This is a genomic window from Actinobacillus vicugnae (assembly GCF_901687125.1).
In the GTDB taxonomy this organism is placed as follows: domain Bacteria; phylum Pseudomonadota; class Gammaproteobacteria; order Enterobacterales; family Pasteurellaceae; genus Actinobacillus; species Actinobacillus vicugnae.
This window is the reverse complement of record NZ_CABFJY010000014.1, coordinates 12,496-30,829: the sequence shown is the minus strand read 5'-3', so window position 1 is coordinate 30,829 and position 18,334 is coordinate 12,496. Positions and strand designations below refer to the sequence as shown.

The 18,334-nt window shown below is 39.5% G+C and carries 18 protein-coding genes; 1 reads left to right on the top strand and 17 read right to left on the bottom strand.

Annotated elements, in window-relative coordinates:
* Positions 1-40: 40 nt before the first annotated feature.
* Genes ureC through F8M47_RS04800 form a run of 4 tightly spaced genes read right to left on the bottom strand, consistent with a single transcriptional unit; the run spans position 41 to position 3,405 of the window.
* Positions 41-1,762 (bottom strand): urease subunit alpha, encoded by a 1,722-nt coding sequence (gene ureC / locus F8M47_RS04815; RefSeq protein WP_150539049.1) that lies wholly within the window; start codon positions 1,760-1,762, stop codon positions 41-43.
* 13 nt (positions 1,763-1,775) lie between these two features.
* Positions 1,776-2,081, bottom strand: coding sequence for an urease subunit beta (gene ureB, locus F8M47_RS04810; RefSeq protein ID WP_150539048.1), 306 nt, complete (start codon positions 2,079-2,081; stop codon positions 1,776-1,778).
* Positions 2,082-2,139: 58 nt separating this feature from the next.
* Positions 2,140-2,442, bottom strand: a complete 303-nt coding sequence (ureA, locus tag F8M47_RS04805) for an urease subunit gamma (RefSeq protein WP_150539047.1) — start codon at positions 2,440-2,442, stop codon at positions 2,140-2,142.
* A 60-nt stretch (positions 2,443-2,502) separates the two neighbouring features.
* Positions 2,503-3,405 carry an urea transporter gene (locus F8M47_RS04800; RefSeq protein ID WP_150539046.1) on the bottom strand — a complete coding sequence of 301 codons (903 nt, stop codon included), beginning with the start codon at positions 3,403-3,405 and terminating at the stop codon, positions 2,503-2,505.
* Between the two features lie 390 nt (positions 3,406-3,795).
* Here F8M47_RS04800 and F8M47_RS04795 point away from each other — a divergent pair, with 390 nt between their 5' ends.
* On the top strand, positions 3,796-4,698 hold the full coding sequence (locus F8M47_RS04795; protein ID WP_150539045.1) for a LysR family transcriptional regulator: 903 nt from the start codon (positions 3,796-3,798) through the stop codon (positions 4,696-4,698).
* A gap of 85 nt (positions 4,699-4,783) precedes the next feature.
* On the opposite strand, the gene F8M47_RS04790 is transcribed toward F8M47_RS04795, so the two are convergent.
* The 13 genes from F8M47_RS04790 to F8M47_RS04730 form a co-directional block, all read right to left on the bottom strand.
* Complete coding sequence (locus tag F8M47_RS04790; RefSeq protein ID WP_150539044.1) at positions 4,784-5,245, bottom strand: nuclear transport factor 2 family protein; 462 nt, start codon at positions 5,243-5,245, stop codon at positions 4,784-4,786.
* Between the two features lie 239 nt (positions 5,246-5,484).
* A complete protein-coding gene (locus F8M47_RS04785; protein WP_150539043.1) occupies positions 5,485-7,344 on the bottom strand; it encodes an SLC13 family permease in 1,860 nt (619 codons plus the stop codon).
* Positions 7,345-7,429: 85 nt separating this feature from the next.
* Entirely contained in the window at positions 7,430-9,295 is a 1,866-nt protein-coding gene (locus F8M47_RS04780) for an SLC13 family permease (protein WP_150539042.1), read from the bottom strand.
* 102 nt (positions 9,296-9,397) lie between these two features.
* Positions 9,398-10,156 carry a glucitol operon DNA-binding transcriptional repressor SrlR gene (gene srlR, locus F8M47_RS04775; RefSeq protein ID WP_150539041.1) on the bottom strand — a complete coding sequence of 253 codons (759 nt, stop codon included), beginning with the start codon at positions 10,154-10,156 and terminating at the stop codon, positions 9,398-9,400.
* A 35-nt stretch (positions 10,157-10,191) separates the two neighbouring features.
* Positions 10,192-10,833 carry a hexitol phosphatase HxpB gene (gene hxpB / locus F8M47_RS04770; protein WP_150539040.1) on the bottom strand — a complete coding sequence of 214 codons (642 nt, stop codon included), beginning with the start codon at positions 10,831-10,833 and terminating at the stop codon, positions 10,192-10,194.
* 60 nt (positions 10,834-10,893) lie between these two features.
* Positions 10,894-11,259, bottom strand: a complete 366-nt coding sequence (gene gutM / locus F8M47_RS04765) for a transcriptional regulator GutM (RefSeq protein WP_150539039.1) — start codon at positions 11,257-11,259, stop codon at positions 10,894-10,896.
* Positions 11,260-11,337: 78 nt separating this feature from the next.
* Entirely contained in the window at positions 11,338-12,126 is a 789-nt protein-coding gene (gene srlD, locus F8M47_RS04760; protein ID WP_150539038.1) for a sorbitol-6-phosphate dehydrogenase, read from the bottom strand.
* Positions 12,127-12,165: 39 nt separating this feature from the next.
* On the bottom strand, positions 12,166-12,534 hold the full coding sequence (srlB, locus tag F8M47_RS04755) for a PTS glucitol/sorbitol transporter subunit IIA (RefSeq protein ID WP_150539037.1): 369 nt from the start codon (positions 12,532-12,534) through the stop codon (positions 12,166-12,168).
* A 75-nt stretch (positions 12,535-12,609) separates the two neighbouring features.
* Positions 12,610-13,608 carry a PTS glucitol/sorbitol transporter subunit IIB gene (gene srlE, locus F8M47_RS04750; protein WP_150539036.1) on the bottom strand — a complete coding sequence of 333 codons (999 nt, stop codon included), beginning with the start codon at positions 13,606-13,608 and terminating at the stop codon, positions 12,610-12,612.
* Between the two features lie 69 nt (positions 13,609-13,677).
* Positions 13,678-14,232 (bottom strand): PTS glucitol/sorbitol transporter subunit IIC, encoded by a 555-nt coding sequence (srlA, locus tag F8M47_RS04745; RefSeq protein ID WP_150539035.1) that lies wholly within the window; start codon positions 14,230-14,232, stop codon positions 13,678-13,680.
* Between the two features lie 267 nt (positions 14,233-14,499).
* A complete protein-coding gene (locus F8M47_RS04740) occupies positions 14,500-15,024 on the bottom strand; it encodes an MltR family transcriptional regulator (protein WP_150539034.1) in 525 nt (174 codons plus the stop codon).
* Positions 15,024-16,163, bottom strand: coding sequence for a mannitol-1-phosphate 5-dehydrogenase (locus tag F8M47_RS04735; RefSeq protein ID WP_150539033.1), 1,140 nt, complete (start codon positions 16,161-16,163; stop codon positions 15,024-15,026). Before F8M47_RS04735 ends, F8M47_RS04740 begins: the two co-directional genes overlap by 1 nt.
* A gap of 118 nt (positions 16,164-16,281) precedes the next feature.
* Positions 16,282-18,174 carry a PTS mannitol transporter subunit IICBA gene (locus tag F8M47_RS04730; protein WP_150539032.1) on the bottom strand — a complete coding sequence of 631 codons (1,893 nt, stop codon included), beginning with the start codon at positions 18,172-18,174 and terminating at the stop codon, positions 16,282-16,284.
* Positions 18,175-18,334 lie beyond the last annotated feature (160 nt).

The window sequence follows — 18,334 nt, the reverse complement described above, 5'->3', positions numbered from 1 at the left end:
CTGATAGCCATAAAGTAGCTCTGGGTCAGTATGTAGTCACTTAAAACAAGAAATAACGCTGAGCCAAAGGAACTTTAGTTGCTGGTTCACAAGTGATATGCTCACCATCTACACGCACTTCGTAGCGCTCTGGATCAACAGTGATTTCAGGGGTAGCGTTATTGTGAACGAGGTCTTTTTTGCCCACATCACGACAGCCTTTCACTGCAAGTGTTTCTTTTTGAATGCCATATTGGGTTTTAATGTCTGCCTGCACGCTGGCTTCAGACACAAAGTAAACTGCACTTTCAGTATTTGCCTTAGCATTCGCGCCAAACATTGGGCGGTAAAATACTGGTTGTGGCGTTGGGATTGATGCATTCGGATCACCCATTTTCGCAAAGCTGATAAAGCCTTTTTTCATGACCAATTCAGGTTTTACCCCGAAGAATTGCGGTTTCCACAATACGATGTCAGCCAGTTTGCCCACTTCAAGCGAGCCAACGTGTTGGCTGATCCCATGTGCAATTGCTGGGTTGATAGTATATTTCGCAATATAACGTTTAATACGAAAGTTATCACTATTCGGATCTTCCGCCAATGCTCCACGTTGTGCTTTCATCTTATCAGCGGTTTGCCACGTTCTCGTTACCACTTCGCCGACACGTCCCATTGCTTGGCTGTCAGAACTCATAATTGAGAACACGCCCATATCGTGCAAAATATCTTCCGCTGCAATGGTTTCAGGGCGGATACGGCTGTCGGCAAACGCCACGTCTTCTGGTACTCGTTTATCTAAGTGATGACAAACCATTAACATATCCAAATGCTCATCAATGGTGTTTACCGTAAACGGACGAGTTGGGTTAGTTGAAGCAGGCAATACGTTTGGATACATCGCCGCTTTGATAATATCAGGGGCGTGACCTCCGCCCGCACCTTCGGTGTGGAAGGTGTGAATCACACGGCCATCAATCGCTTTCATGGTATTTTCTAAGAAACCACTTTCGTTAAGGGTGTCGGTATGGATTGCGACTTGCACGTCCATTTCGTCCGCTACTTTTAATGCTGCATCAATTACCGCTGGCGTTGCGCCCCAGTCTTCATGAATTTTTAAACCTAATGCGCCCGCAACAATTTGTTCTTTAAGCGGTTCAAGAGTTGAGCAGTTGCCTTTACCAAAAAAGCCGATATTGACTGGCAACGCTTCGCAAGCTTGGAACATTCTTTCAATATTAAACTTACCCGAAGTACAAGTAGTTGCGTGCGTGCCATCTGCGGGACCTGAACCACCGCCGATCATGGTGGTAATCCCATTTTCAATCGCATGTTGTGCCTGTTGTGGGCAGATCCAGTGAATATGAGTATCGATTCCTCCCGCCGTAGCAATTAAATGTGCGCCATTATGCACTTCGGTGCTGGCACCGATAATCATATTCGGAGTGACGTTATCCATGGTGTCAGGGTTGCCCGCTTGACCAATGCCCACAATACGTCCATCACGAATACCAATATCTGCTTTGATAATGCCTAGTTTAGCGTCGATAATCATCACGTTAGTCAGTGCGAAATCTAACACATTAGGATTATCACGGGTTGCAGTACTGGATTGTGCCATACCATCACGCACTGATTTACCGCCACCGAATTTACACTCATCACCTTTAGTTAAGAAATCTTGCTCAATGGTCGCCCATAAATCGGTATCGCCTAAACGCACTTTATCGCCTACCGTTGGGCCGTAAGTTGCTACATATTGACTGCGTGGGATTGTTAATGCCATTTTTTTCTTCTCCCTATAATTTGCCGTCGATTTCGTTATGGAAACCGTAAATCACTTTATTACCACCAAACTCAACCAGTTCCACTTCTTTAGCTTCACCTGGTTCAAAACGCACCGCATTGCCAGACGGTACATTTAAACGCATCCCCCTTGCCTGCAAGCGGTCAAATTTGAGGGCAAAATTGGTTTCGAAAAAATGGTAATGCGAACCGACTTGAATCGGACGGTCGCCCGTATTGACCACTTCTAATTTGACGGTTTTACGCCCAATATTAGCTTGAATGTCACCGTCTGCTAATTGATATTCTCCAGGGATCATTTTTTATTTATTCCTTTTTATGTGATAGGGGCGCCACGCTTGATGCCCTATAAAATTGCTAGCGAATTGGATGATGCACCGTGACTAATTTAGTGCCATCAGGGAAAGTTGCTTCAATTTGCACTTCGTGCACCATTTCAGCAATACCTTCCATTACATCATCTACAGTCAGTAACGTAGCACCGTATTGCATCACTTCTGCTACCGACATACCATCACGAGCAGCTTCCTGCAAATGGCTGGCAATATAGGCGATTGCCTCTGGATAATTTAATTTCACACCACGAGCTTTGCGTTTTGCTGCCAGCTCCCCTGCAAGAAACAACATCAGTTTTTCTTGTTCTCTTGAAGTTAAATGCATTTTGTACCTTCTTTTATTTTTAATGAAAAGTGTAAAAAATAATGAAAAATAAACCGCTTGTTAAGGGTTCAGTAATCTCACTAATTTATTTTTATCGAAAGCCGTTTTATCCACTTTCGCTTTTATCGCTAAAATAATCCAGCTTGCCACAATAAAGCCAATGGTATAGGTCGCAATGTCCAATGTAGATAAGCTAAATTGAATAAATACCGCCAGTAGTGTGCCGAAAATAATATAAATAAAATTGCGAAAGCGCTCGCCCGCAAAGGCACACGCCACCAAAATTGGCGAGAAGCCGTAAATACCGTTAGCAAGTTGATTTGGGTGAATAGTTAATAGGTAATTCGCAAATGCAGTGCCTATTGTTGCTGCCGCTAGCCCATACATTGCCGCCATTGGAGAGCTGATAGCAATAGCTAAGAACAGTAACACGCCTGTAATCAGGCTAGAACCGAAATTGACTTCTGCCCACGCATAAAAAGGCTCACTGATTGCATGTAAGGTATCAGTGTAATCATCTAACTCAGGCGTCGTTTGAGCTAAATCCAATAAGTTAAGTTTCGCCACACTCCAACAAAATATCCAACAGGTAAGGACAAAAGGAAAGGTAAAAGCCACTTTGCCACGTTTCGTAAATTCTCGCATAATCAGCGTAGCAACAATGGAGGCAATGATGGCATTTAGCCAAATAAGTGGATTTGCCGCATTAACGAGCCCAAACGTAAACATTACACACATAAAAGCTAAACTCGCGTTAAAACTATATAATCCTTGCTTAATTTGTGCGGCTGGATAACGTAATAGCTGTGCGGTTAATGTTCCAATTAACGCTCCCACAAAGCAACCGATGCCTAATGTCCAATGGCTAAAAAACATCGCAATCACGATAATAAGTCCTGTTAACCCGTTTTCTTGTAAAAAAATTTGCCCTATACCAGTTAAGGTAGTTCTAAGAAGTTTCATTGGTATTTCCCATACAGCAATAAATGAAAAAATAGCGTTAAATGTTAAAAATAGAATGGGAAAATATTAGGTAGGTGCTTTATGAATAGATTTGAATAACAAATGTTGAACAGCGGTAAAAGAATAAAAAGAGGAAAATTCTTCATCAAGTGTCTCAATATTGTCTGACATAAAAATCCCTCACTGTAATGTTTTCAAAATCAAAATTGCGGGCTAGTATAGAATAGTTTTACTAATCATTCAAATAAATAAAACTAATTTCAACTGTGTAAAATATTTTGGGTTCTGATATAAAATAGACCAAAGTGAATAACTTTTGATATTCAAATTGCTCGCATTTTTATACAATCGTTGTCACTGACTATTTGGTTGCCCTTAATCTATATCTATATGCTAAATAAACTTGACGCATTGAAATATTTTTGTACTGCTGCCGAAACGCTTAACTTCCGAGAAGCCGCCAATCAACTTGCGATTTCCCCACCAGTGATAACTCGAGTAATTAACACACTGGAAAGCGAATTAGACGAACAGCTTTTCAAGCGCACCACACGTAATGTATCTTTAACCGATTTCGGCGAAGAATTTTTACTACATGCGAAACAATTGCTAGCCGATAGCGAACGAGTATTTAATTTGGGAAAAAAGCAACAAGATGAAATGGCAGGAACAGTGCGCATCACTTTGCCGAAGTTGCGTGATCACGAGCAAATTTTATTTGAATTACTCAAAGCGCTAGAACCTTATCCTGATTTGGTGATCGACTGGCGTGTAGATGCTGTTCGCTTAGATAATGTAAAACATCGCATCAATATTGGCATTCGTGCCAGCCGAGAACCAGATCCGAATTTTATTGTGCGCCCTTTAGTGGAAATGTACGATATTTTCGTTGCCTCGCCTGCCTTTATTGCCCGTTGGGGTATGCCAAAAGATTTGGACGATTTACGCAAAAATTTCCCAATCAGTGGCTTAATCAATGTTGCCACAGGTCAGCCATGGGAAATCCATATCAATGAAAGCACGGTTTTGGTACCACAAAAGCTAGGATTTATCACAAACGATATCTATAGCGAATTACAAGCCGTACTAGCAGGCAGGGGCATCGCACATATTGGTAATACTATCTGTAAGCCTTATCTCGAAAGTGGCGAGCTTATTCAGCTCTTCCCAGAGCAACAATTTGAAAAATGGCAGCTGTTTTTATATCGCCCTTACCAAACTATTACTTCGCCTCGAGTACTAAAAGTTTTTGATTTACTTACTGAAATTATGCAACGACGTTATAGCCAATAAAAAAAAGCGGTCGAATTTGGCAAAAAAATTGCAAATCCGACCGCTAAGGTGAACACTGTTGTTCGACGATAAAATTTCTTTTTAATTACGCTTCAACGGGTTTTACCACGATTTTAGTAATCTGAATTTTGTCGCCGTTTTGTTTTGTATCAATATCAAACTTTACGTTCCAACTGCCTTTTTGATCCCACATATCCCCAAAGATACGTGCAGTGACTAGTAATTCATCATAACCTTTTGATTTGATTTTTGATTCTTCTATTGTGCAGTATTTCATACCGCCTTTTTGGATATTACGAATCCACTCTTGCTTAGTCATCGTGTCGTTTTGGGCGATCACTAATTCAAAATCATCTGCTAATAGGTTTTGTAACGTTGCAAAGTTAGGATTAATCAACGCATCGTTTAATTCTTCATATACCCCAATCACTTTTTCTTGCTGTGCATGCTTCGCATCAATATTCGTAATCACGGGTAAACTGGCTGTAACACTTAAGGCAATGCCTAAAAATAGTGATAAAAAAATATGTGTAAATGTTAATCTCATTATAATTCCTCGAATATCGTCTCTTCTTGCTCTTGTCTAAACCCATTATAAAGGAATTATTATTCATGATAAGATAGATTATAGTTAATAGACTATTAATAAAAAAGCAATAATCTTTTTTAAGCTTTTGTGAGCAAGTCGCTAAAGATAAGGGAAAAGAACATACAAGCGGTCATTTTGGGCGGAAAATTTGTAAAATTCAGCCAAAAAACAACCGCTTGTAGCACTTTCAGAAAAGATTAAGGGAATAAAATTGGCACCAAAAAGGCAGTTACTAACATGGTTATTACCGTAAATGGCAATCCAATTTTAATAAAATCGCTAAAACGATAATTACCGAGTGAAACAACCATTGAGTTTACTGGTGAAATTGGCGTCATAAATGCCGCTGAAGAAGCAATCGCTACCACCATCACTAATGCAGTTGGCGGATAACCCAATTGACGCGCCACCTCAATCGCAATCGGCGCCATTAAAATAGCGGTTGCACTGGTTGAGATAAACAAACCGACCACCGCAGTTAAAGCAAATAAGCCGATTAAAATTAACGGATATGCTGTATTTGCGCCACCAGTCAGGCTAATAAACTGCTCCACCATTAGCGCTACCCCCCCCGTTTTTTGCATCGCCAATGAAAATGGCATCATACCAATCACCAAAATCAGCGTTGGGAAATGAATGGATTCATAAGCAGATTTCATATCAATACAGCGAAATGCGCCCAATAACAAACAAGCAATAAAAGCAGCAATAACATTTGGTACTAATCCGCTAATCATTAAGCCAATCATAATCACTAAGGCAAATAGTGCATGAGGTGCTTGGCTTGCCGCTGGCACCGCTTGTTTACTCTCTTTTGGCATACCAATTAAAAAGAAATCTTTACGGATTTGTACCATTGCAGTAATTTTCTGCCATACGCCCATCACCAATAAAATATCTCCCGATTTTACCATTTCGGTTAATAAATTATTTTGCAGAATTTGTCCTTCTCGTTTGATCCCCACCACACTTGAACCAAAATTAGAACGGAAATTTAACGCATCCACCGTTTGCCCGATGGTTTCAGTTTCTGGCATCACACCTAATTCCGCCATACCGACCGATTTAGATTGGGTCGAAAAGTACTCACCTTTTAACTCAATCGGCTGCATGCCAAATTCTTCACAAAGTTGTGCAAAGCGAGCTTCATCCACACCGATATCCATCAACAGAATGTCTTTCTTTTGTAACTGATCTTTACCAAACGCCGCCAACGTAATATGACGAAAGTTTTTATAACGTTGAATCGCAATAATATTAAGCTGATAAACTGAACGAAGATTCAATTCATCAATTGTTTTTCCAATAAAGCGTGAACCCTCACTTAACACTACCATTTTAGCGCGACCATTTAATTTATATTCTTCAATCAAATGAGCCATTGAGTCATCGTTATTTGCCAGCGCTGGCACGCTTCCGTCATCTAACCAACGGCGCACCGCCAACATATATAAAATACCTAACACCAACACTAATGCACCGATTGGCGTAAAGCTAAAGAAATGAAAGCCCGTATAACCTGCTTTAACTAATTCCGCATGAGTGACTAAATTGGGTGCAGTGGCAATCAAGGTCATCATGCCACTGATTAAACCCGCTACCGCAAGTGGCATCATTAATCGGCGAGGCGAAATATTTAAACTAGAGCAAATTGCTAATGTCACGGGAATAAAAATTGCCACAATCCCCGTTGAACTCATAAAGGCACCAAGCGTGCCGATAGATAGCATTAACAAGGCAATCACTTTTGCTTCACTCGCCCCAGCAACACGAAGTAGCCAATCGCTTATTTGATTTGCTACACCTGTTCTTGCTAGCGCATCGCCAATAATATAGAGCAACGCTAATAAAATCACGTTTGGATCACCAAAGCCAGCTAGCGCTTCTTGTATGGTCAAAATACCGCTCAAACTAAAAGCGAGTAGCACCAACAACGCAATAACGTCCATGCGTAATTTATTTTGAATAAATAGCACTACGGCAACCGCCAAAATCGCTAACACCCAAAACAACGGAACTTGCATAAATGTGGGTAAGGAATGAATCAAAGTTTGCATAATGTTCTCTTATTGTAAAAAATCCGCCGAATTATACCGCTTCGCACCATTAAAGAAAGCGGAATAATCAATGCACTAAATATAGTTATAGCGGAAATAACAACGGAACTAGCCAAACCGTTACCCCCATTACCAATAATGTAAAGGGCACACCAATTTTGACAAAGTCTGTAAAGCGATAACCTGCAGGCGCAATCACCATGGTGTTTACGGGCGAAGAAATTGGGGTCATAAAGGCAGCAGAAGAGGCGATTGCAACCACCATGACAAATGCAATTGGCGAATAGTGTAACTGTTTAGCGATTTCAATTGCGATCGGCGCCATTAAAATCGCAGTTGCGGTATTTGAGATAAATAAGCCCACGACTGCAGTCAACGCAAATAATCCTAGCAACACCAAACTATAATGAGTACTTTGACCACCTGTGAGTGCTAAGAATTGTTCCACAATTAACGAAACACCGCCCGTTTTTTGCATAGCGGTCGAAAATGGCATCATACCGACAATTAACAATAAACTCGGAATATGAATAGCATCGTAAGCACTTTTCATATCAATACAGCGAAATTTACCCAGTAATAAACAGCAAATTAACGCTGCAATAACATTCGGTACCCAACCGCTAATCATCAGTAATACCATTAAACAAACCGACAACAGCGCATAAGGTGCTTGGCTTGCCGCTGGTGCAACTTGTTTTCCCTCTTTTGGCAAACCAAGTAAAAACAGATCTTTATTGTATTTTTCAAGGGTGATAATTTTTTGCCAAACACCCATTACCAACAATACATCTCCCGCTTTAACCGCTTCATTAAGTAATTCTTCTTGCAAAATACGGTTATCACGTTTAATCCCCACCACACTTAAACCATAGGTAGAACGGAAATTTAATTGTTGTACGGTTTTACCGAGACTTTCTGTTTCTGGCATCACAGCAAACTCTGCCATTCCCACCGATTTTGCGTGTGTTGAGAAGTATTCGTCTTTTAATTCAACAGGTTGCAGTTTGCATTCTTCACATAACATGGCAAACGCCTCTTCACCAATACCGATATCCATTAACAAAATATCTTTTGCTTGCAATTGATCGTTGCCGAATGCCGCCATAATTTGTGAGCGGAAATTTTTATAGCGCTGAATGGCAATCACGTTCATTCGATATAAAGAACGCAATTTCAATTCATCCATTGTTTTTCCAATAAACGGTGAATCTTCTTGCAAAATCACCATTTTGGCTCGCCCGTGTAACTGATACTGTTCAATCAAATGCGCCATACTATTTTCATCTTTGGCTAGCGTTTGAATCTCACCATTATCTAGCCAACGACGAGCACCCAACATATATAAAATACCCAATAGCAATACCACCAAACCAATCGGGGTAAAACTAAAAAAACCAAATCCTTGATAGCCCGCTTTAATTAATTCTGCATGGGTAACTAAGTTTGGTGCAGTGGCAATTAGTGTCATCATCCCACTAATTAAACCTGCAATACTAAGGGGCATCATCATACGACGTGGAGAAATATTCATACCCGTGCAGATCGCCAACGCAACGGGAATAAAAATCGCCACAATACCTGTCGAACTCATAAATGCACCTAATACACCGATTGAAAGCATCATCAGCACCAACACTTTGGTTTCACTTGCACCTGCTACCCGCATTAACCAATCGCTAATCTGATACGCCACCCCTGTGCGAGCAAGCGCCTCTCCCACCACATATAACAGCGCTAAAAGCACAATATTTGGGTCACTCAATCCCGCAAAAATTTCTTGAGTGGTTAAAATGCCTGTTATACCAAAACCTAACATCACCAACAGAGCGATAATATCCATTCGCAACTTATTTTGAATAAACAGCCCGACCGCAACTGTCAGTAACAAAAGCACCCCAAATAATGGAGATTGTAAAAAAGAAGGCAAATAACTCAACAAACTCTGCATAGCATACTCCTTGCAAAATATTGTAGAAATTATACCGCTTCCCATATAAAAAAGCCGAAGATTAATCAAAATCTTCGGCTTTTCCACGATAAATAACTATATTTATACAATGAGTAATTCAATACCTTGCTCTCGAATACTTTGTTGCATTTCAAGCGGTAAATTACTATCTGTAATAATAGTATCAATCTTATCTAAACCACACACAATATTCGGACTTTTACGTCCAAACTTACTAGAATCCGCTAATACTACGATTTTCTTTGCAGCATTACACATTAGTGTACTTACTCGATATACTTCATTAAAAGTCGTTAATCCTACGTCCAAATCAAAACCATCGGTACCGATAAAGAGCGTATCGAAGGTTGAGCCAATAAATGCAGATTCAGCAAAATAGCCATGAAACGAAGCGGATTTTTCTCGATAAGAACCACCAGACATCAACAAATTATATGATTTATTAAGACCTAAAATCGCATTAAAAATGGTTAAGCTGTTTGTCATTAACGACAGATTTTCAAATGGTGTTAAATACGGAATCATTTGTAAAACCGTGCTTCCAGCATCGAAAATCACCGAATCACCTTCATTGATAAGCGTCGCTGCTTTTTGTCCGATACGTTGCTTTTGAGTTAAATTAATGCCTGTTTTTAATTCGATCGGCTGATCATTTTCTTCCGAAAGAATCACAACACTGCCGTATGTTCGTAATACTTTTCCTTGTTTCTCCAGTAAAGTTAAGTCTTTACGAATTGTAGCGCCTGTAAATTGGAAATGCTCCGCTAGCACATCAACATTTGTTCTGCCATGAATCAACAAGTAATCTAAAATTTGTTGTTGTCTTTCAAATGGTTTCATTAGTTCTTCCTATTTTGTGATCTTTTTTCGGCTAATTATTCTAGTCGTTTAATCACATCAAATAATGAGGATAAGCGCTCATCAGCAATCGCAAATTTAGCTTGATGAGCTTGTGGATTCACTACAAAGGTTGTTAAATTTGCTGCTTTAGCTGCAATCATCCCTGTCACACTATCCTCAATCACAACACATTCATTTCCCGAAACCCCTAGTTTTTTAACTGCTTGCAAATAGACCGCTGGATGAGGTTTTCCATATTCTTCATCCATTGCACTACATAAAATCGGAAAATAATGCCATAAATCAAGGCGATCAAATACTGCTTTAATTATCATTGGTGGTGAAGAAGTGGCTAATGCTAAGCGAAAGTGATTTTGCGTTAAAAAATCTAATAATGGATACAACCCTGGCAATGCAGTACCCGCTTGAGAGATAGCATAACTACCATGTTTAAGGATATCTTGCATAAATACTTGCTTATCAAGTTTTAATTGAAAGCGGTCAATCCAAACTTGGGCTAACTCATCAATACGTTTGCCACGCGTTAATTGTTCACAATCATGTTCGGTAATCTGAATACCTAATTGCGCTAAAGTATGAATCTGAGCTTCCGCCCATTGTGGCTCAGAGTCAATAATCACGCCATCCATATCAAAAATAACACTGGTTACTTTCATATCTGCTCCTATTATCCCATTTTTCTTTCATTTTGACATAAAAAATGCAAAAGAATTTTTTCATTGTAAACCTGATGATAGCGCTACTTTTAAAGCAAACTGTGATTTTTTATCATTTGGAAATATTTTTTCTGGATGAATATCGTGAATATGCATACCGATCACCGATTTAAGTTTTTGTGGTTTGGCAAAAACGGAAAAACCCTGCATACATAAGCTATCGATTACATTGAGTTGATCATCTAGTGCTAACACAATTACTGATTTAGGATTAAAACGACCACTATTACGTCCAACTGTTACCTTTCCTTTTTGACTCAATGCTATAAAAGCCTGATTAAATGCCTTGATTTGTAACCAACCAAACGCAATCTGTAACAACCACATCACAATAGCAAACATAATCAGGGCAGTAGTTGAATCCATACGTTTCTCCTTCTTTAGTAATTCGATTAGAAGCGGTCGAATTTGCAAAAAATTTTACAAAAACGACCGCTTGTTTTGTTAGAACATCACTTGTCCACCCGTGATATTTATTGATTGCCCCGTACAATAGGATGCTTCTTCACTGGCATAGAATTTTAGAACATTTAACACATCTTGATAATCACAACCACGTTTTAGTGGCACTTTATCAATATAAACTTGTTCTACCTCATTTTCTGGAATACCTAATTTTTTCGCATATTGCGGAATTAATGATTGGAACATCGGTGATTTCAATAAATTGCCTAACATTAATGAATGAACAGTAATGCCTTTATCCGCTAAATCTAATGCTAAGGATTGAGTTAATCCCACCCCACCAAATTTTGCTGCGCTATAACCTGAATTATATTTGCTACCCACTTTGCCTGATTTAGAGTTAATTTGGATAATTCTGCCTTTAATTCCATCTCTAATCATCAAACGTGAAAAATGTTTAGCGGTTAAGAAATAACCTGTAAGATTCACTTTCACTGATAAATCAAAGTCGCTTAAATTGAAATCCCAAATCGGTGAAGCTTTTGCAGTACCTGCGCTATAAACTAATACATCAGCCCGTCCAAAAGCTCTATCTGTTGCGGCTGCAAGTGCTTCTACACTTGATTCGTTACTCGCATCAACTTGAACCCCAATTGCATTGTCTGCACCTTGTGTCTGATTAATGGACTCTGCAACTTTTTGTGCATTTTCACCATTTAAGTCCGCAACCACTACTCGATAGCCTACATCCGCTAAGCCTTCTGATAGAAAAGCGCCTAATGTTTGACCGCCACCCACAACGATTGCGACTTTTTTTGCGTTATTCATAATTTATTTCCTCTACATAAAATTTAAAGTTTCCACGGGTTATTCACCACGTTTAATTCTTAACATTGAACCTAACTCAACACGGTCAGGTGTCGCCCCAATCACATGAATCGTACCAGGGAATTCAGCTTGATTCGCTTGATCAAAACGGAATGTTACATGACCTAATTCTTTTAAATTAAAACTTGCCACACTCCCTACTGCGGTAATCGGATAATCGACGCCATTAAATTCCGCTACATCGCCAACTTGAACCTCATCTAATAACACTCCGTGACTATGGATAAAGCAATAATCTTCTAAATCTGCTGGAGCGCCTTGTTTAAAGGTGATTAACATATCGTCTGCTAGCGCTTCGGTTGCAAAATCACCAATTTTGTTAAATGTAGTTTGATAAATAATCATCATTTGAATGATTCCTCTTTTCTTACAAGCGGTCATTTTTTTCAGCTTTTTTGCAAATCAAACCGCTTGTATTTTCGATTAGTGATAAATAAATGCTGATGCAGCCCATGCAATTAATACTGTCGGCGCACCTGTTAAGAAACGCCCGACTAACACTGCTGGCACACCAACTCGCACGGTATCTTGTTTCGCCTCAGCCATAGAAAGTCCAACGGGAATAAAGTCACACGCTGCTTGCGCATTAATTGCGAATAGGGCAGGAAGCGCTAAGTGTGGAGGGATATTGCCTAAACCAATTTGCGTACCAACTAACACCCCGATTACCTGCGCAATTACTGCGCCAGGTCCTAAGAATGGTGACAATAATGGGAATGAACAAATTAAAGCTAATGTCACTAGACCAATTGGACTATTGGCTAATGGCGTTAATCCTTGAGCAATAAGATCTCCCAAACCCGATGCAATGATGATTCCAATCAAGGCTGAAACAAACGCCATAAAAGGTAAGATAGTTTTTAAAACAGTATCAATCGTATCGCGCCCCGCTTGGAAAAACAGTGCAGCTACTGCCCCCATCCCCATACCAATTTTTGCCAAAATGCCATCACTTTGTTCAGTAATCTTTTTCGTTGCATCATATTCTTTGGTGGAAGCTGTAGATTCCATTTTGGTTGTATCTGATTGCAAAGTAGCTTCTATTGCATCTTCTGTTTCAATTAAGCGAATATTGCTTTCTTTTACCGCTGACACATAAATATCTTCTACAATATATTGAGCAAGAGGTCCTGATTTGCCTGTAGCGTGTACATTAATGGTCGGAATACGGCGTTTAGGGTATAAGCCACAACGAAGTACACCACCGCAGTCAATAATTGCAATACCGATTTCTTCTGCTGGTGGCTCGCCATCTTTAAAGCCATCGACCGCTTCCCAACCTGTTAATGTCACTAACTTGTTTACAATGGCTGGACGAGTACCTCCCGTCATATAAAGCACTTTTTTACCCTCAACTATAGGCAAAGTAAGCGGTCCGCCCCAGCCACCATTTCCTTTTTCGATATAAATTGATTTAGTCATAATTTGTTTCTCCTGAATAACGCTAATCCTTTGCTGATACAAGGGGCAGCGCTATTGACTTAACTCTACTTAATGCGATAAACGAACTTCTCTATCTAACGTAATACCCATACGTTTTTCAAAAAACGCTGTAGTGAAATCTGTAATCCAACCTCTGAAGAAATTAGTAAACATCCCAACTAACAGATAGCTAATGGCAAGTGGACCAAGCGGTAAACCTAACGTTGTTAAACCATTCGCAATACCAAGGTAAACAAATAATTCACCAGGGTTGATATGTGGAAATAAACCATTCATCGAATGACAACTATATGAAGCGGCAGCGTAGTAACTTGGTTTATAGCGTTCAGGTAAGAAACGCCCTAAACTTAAGGTCATCGGGTTACAAAATACAAAGGTACCAATCACAGGAAGAATGAAATAACGAGAAATAGGATTACCTGCACTACGTTGCGCTAAGCGCTCAATACGCGTCTGACCAACAAATTTGATCAATGCATTCATCACAACTAAAAGGGAAATGAGTAATGGCAAAATACCTGTCATCATTCCAACAAGCGTTTCACCACCTTTTTGGAACAAACCGATAAACCACTCTGCCCCATGGGTAATTGATTCGATCATAACGACCTCCAGTATTAAAATGAAAAATTTTAGTTGCATTTCAATCCAGCAACGTAGCGAACAGTAGCTTAATTTTTCAAAATAAAAAGAGATCAAGATCACAAAATAAAAATAAAACCATCAAAATGAAAATAATTTTATTTAAAAAAAGCCTAAAAAAGCTAACAAAGTACAAAAAACAGACAAGAAACACGGCTATTTTTCATTTCTTGTCATAAAAATTTCATTTTGATAAAAAACAAAACTAAGATAAAAAATAAAGCCCCATTATAAGGGGCTTTCTACATTCAGCTTTTCGTTAATTTCGGTGATGGCGAGAATCAGACTAGATCGCATAATTCGCTCTAAGCGAATTTGTTGCATTTGAAATAACATAGAATCTTTGTTCTCACCTGTAGTCTGGTGTTTGAGCATTTCAGTGGCGGGGGCCAAATCAATATGATGTAAATCTTTGGCAAACTGAACAATCGCTGGGTGTGAAAAAGGTAACTCTTCCACTTCATCACTTAAGTGCTGTTTCAGCTCGATAAATAAAGTAATGTCTTCAAATACCTCTGCTGAAACCACACCTAAACCCAGTAATAACTTTAGTCGAACAGACAATTCCGCCAGTGGTCCTTGATATTCAAACAAAGAATCCACCACCGATTTCAAAGCAAAATCCGATTTGCGAAACACACGCTGAATCAGGCGATCAACATTTTGTGTAAATTGGTTAGTCGCAAGGGCGAGGAAGCCCCGTAAAGAACTTACCTCGCTTAACTGTTCGATAAAATTATCTGAATATGGCATTAGTTATATAACGCAACAATTCGAGCAATCACGTCTTGGTTTGTTAAACCGGTGTATTTCTCAACCGCTGCTGCTACTCCGTTATCTGCAATAAATTGGGCTAATTCGACCGCTTGTGGGTCTTCTTCATTACGATATTGTAGCGCCATTACCACGCCATTCACGAGGTTTTTATGTGGTAAACCATATTCTAACGTGCCTAAAAGCGGTTTAATTAAACGATCGTTCGGGCTGAGCTTACGAATTGGTTCACGACCTACACGATTTACATCATCATTCAGATACGGATTTGCAAAACGTTTTAAGATTTTTTCGATATACGCTGCGTGTGCTTGTGGATCGAAGTTATAACGTTTAATTAATACTGCGCCACTTTCTTCCATCGTTGCTTTTACCGCCGCTTTTATGCTGTCGATAGCAATCGCTTCTTTAATCCATTTTACGCCCGCTTGCTTACCTAAATAGGCGGAAATTAAATGACCTGTGTTCAAGGTAAATAACTTGCGCTCAACAAATGCCATCAGGTTATCGGTTAATTCCATTTCCTGAATATTTGGAATTTGCCCTTTGAATTGGGTTTGATCAACAATCCATTCGCTAAATTCTTCCACCGTTACTTCTAGAGGATCCGACTCGTTTAATTCTGCTGGAGGCACAATTCTATCTACGGCAGAATCCACAAAACCAACCAATTTTTCCATTTCAGCTTGTTGTGGATCGGTCAAATTTTCAAAGATTTTTGCTTTAAAGAAACTGGTACCACGTACCATATTTTCACACGCAATAATATTTAACGGCTGAGTATTCCCTGATTCAATACGAGCCACCAATGCTCTAGCAAACAATGGCGCAATAAAGCCTAATACATTCGGGCCTACCGCCGTGGTAATCAGATCAACGTTTTTTACTTGCTCAATAACAGCCTCTTCATCTTTCGAATTGATCGCTGCAATATTTTTTACCAATTCAACACAGCTGGCATCGCCCACGATTTTTACCCCGTATTGTTTGTTTTGGTTAATTTGATCAATTTGGGTTTGATTGATGTCGGCAAATGTCACAAATACGCCTGAATCAGCTAATAATTTACCGATAAAACCACGTCCGATATTACCTGCACCAAAATGTAATGCGTTCATTTTTGTTCCTCGCTAATTTGTAAAATTTAAAAAATTCGACCGCTTACCACTCAGCTTAATTTTTCTTCTAAACAAAGAAAAATCGTTCCCTCTCCCACAAGGGGAGAGGGTTCTTGTATTACTCGCCTTTTAATAAGCGTAGTACTTTTTGCGGATCATCGGTTAACGTGAGAATTTCCATGGTTTTCTCATCATCTAACGCATTAGTAATCGCACTTACCACTTGAATATGCTCGTTATTACGCGCTGCGATACCAATCACTAATTTCGCTATCCCGTCTTCTTCATCAGTGAAACGTACGCCTTCGCGATATTGGCAGAATACGATACCTGTTTTAAGCACTTTATCTTTTGCCGCAATCGTACCGTGTGGCACAGCAATACCTTCGCCTAAGTAAGTTGAAACTTGTTGTTCACGCTCAAACATGGCTGGTACATAATCTGCTTCAGCAAAGCCTAATTTAACTAATTGTTCTCCTGCAAACTGAATCGCTTCCTCTTTAGTGCGAGCTGTTAGATTTAAGAAGATTTGCGCTTCTGTCACGTTTAAACCACCACGCTCTGTTGCCACTTGTGGCACCATTTCTACTGGAATTGGTTTATCTTCGCTATTTGCGGTAAGTTTTGCCACTAAACTATCGTAGAACACACCATCTAAGAAGTTATTCAGTGATAAATGTTGTGCAGTTGGCACTTGTTTTTGTGCACGAGCGGTTAAGTCTTTATGGGTTACCACTAATTGTGCATCTTGTGGTAAGTCATTGATTGCAACGTTTTGTACTTCCACATTTAAACCTGCTGCTTGTACTTTCTTACGTAACAAACTTGCCCCCATTGCGCTTGAGCCCATACCCGCATCACAAGAAACATAGATTTTACGAATGTGACTGAAATCACCTGCAACCATAGCATCTGCAGCTAATGCCCCGCCTTTGCTTTGTGCTTTCATTGCTGCCATTTCAGCTTGTGCACTTTCTAATGCATCATCAGACGCTTCTTCTTTTTGCATTTTTAGCAATACAGAGGCAATTGCAAATGTAACGGCGCATGAAAGAATCACCGAAGCAATTACCGCTAAGTGTGCGCCCGCTGGCGTCATGGCTAATACGGCAATAATTGAGCCTGGAGAAGCTGGTGATACTAAACCACCACCGAGTAATGAGTTAGTTAATACGCCCGTTGCACCACCTGCGATTACTGCAAGGATTAAGCGTGGATTCATTAACACATACGGGAAATAAATTTCGTGAATACCACCAAAGAAGTGAATAATAGAGGCAGAACTTGCGGTATTTTTTGCCGAACCTTTACCAAAGAACATATAAGCTAACAATATACCTAAACCAGGACCTGGGTTTGCTTCAATTAAGAAGAAAATTGATTTACCAAATTCTGAAGACTCTTGAATACCAAGCGGTGAGAAAATACCATGGTTAATTGCATTGTTTAAGAATAGGATTTTTGCTGGCTCAACAATAATAGAGGTTAATGCAAGTAAATTTGCATTTACTAACGCTTTTACACCTGCTGCAAGTAAATCTGAAATAGAAGTTACTACGCCACCAATAAAGCTAAATGAAAGTAGCGCAAGTAACATACCAATAATACCTGCCGAGAAGTTATTTACTAACATCTCAAAACCACTTTTCACTTTACCTTCAATGGCTTTATCGAAGGTTTTGATTGCCCAACCACCAAGAGGACCAACAATCATTGCACCTAAGAACATTGGGATTTCAGAACCAACAATAATACCCATAGTGGTAATTGCACCTACTACCGCACCACGTTCGCCCCCTGCTAAACGACCACCGCTATAGCCGATTAATAATGGTAATAAATAGGTAATCATTGGACCAACAAGCTTACCGAAACTCTCATTTGGTAACCAACCCGTAGGAATAAATAATGCGGTAATAAAACCCCAAGCGATGAATGCCCCAATATTTGGCATCACCATATTTGATAAGAAACGTCCAAAACTTTGGACTTTAACTTTAAGATTAGACATAACTGCTCCTGAACAACAGTGTAGAGAAAAAGGGATTAAAATCTGCGCATAAAGTAGCATTTGTTCTGAAAGTCGCCTAAATATTTATATTGAATTTGTGAACTTGATCACATTAAATTTTAATCGTTATTTTTTAAAATGTGATCTAGTTCACATTAAT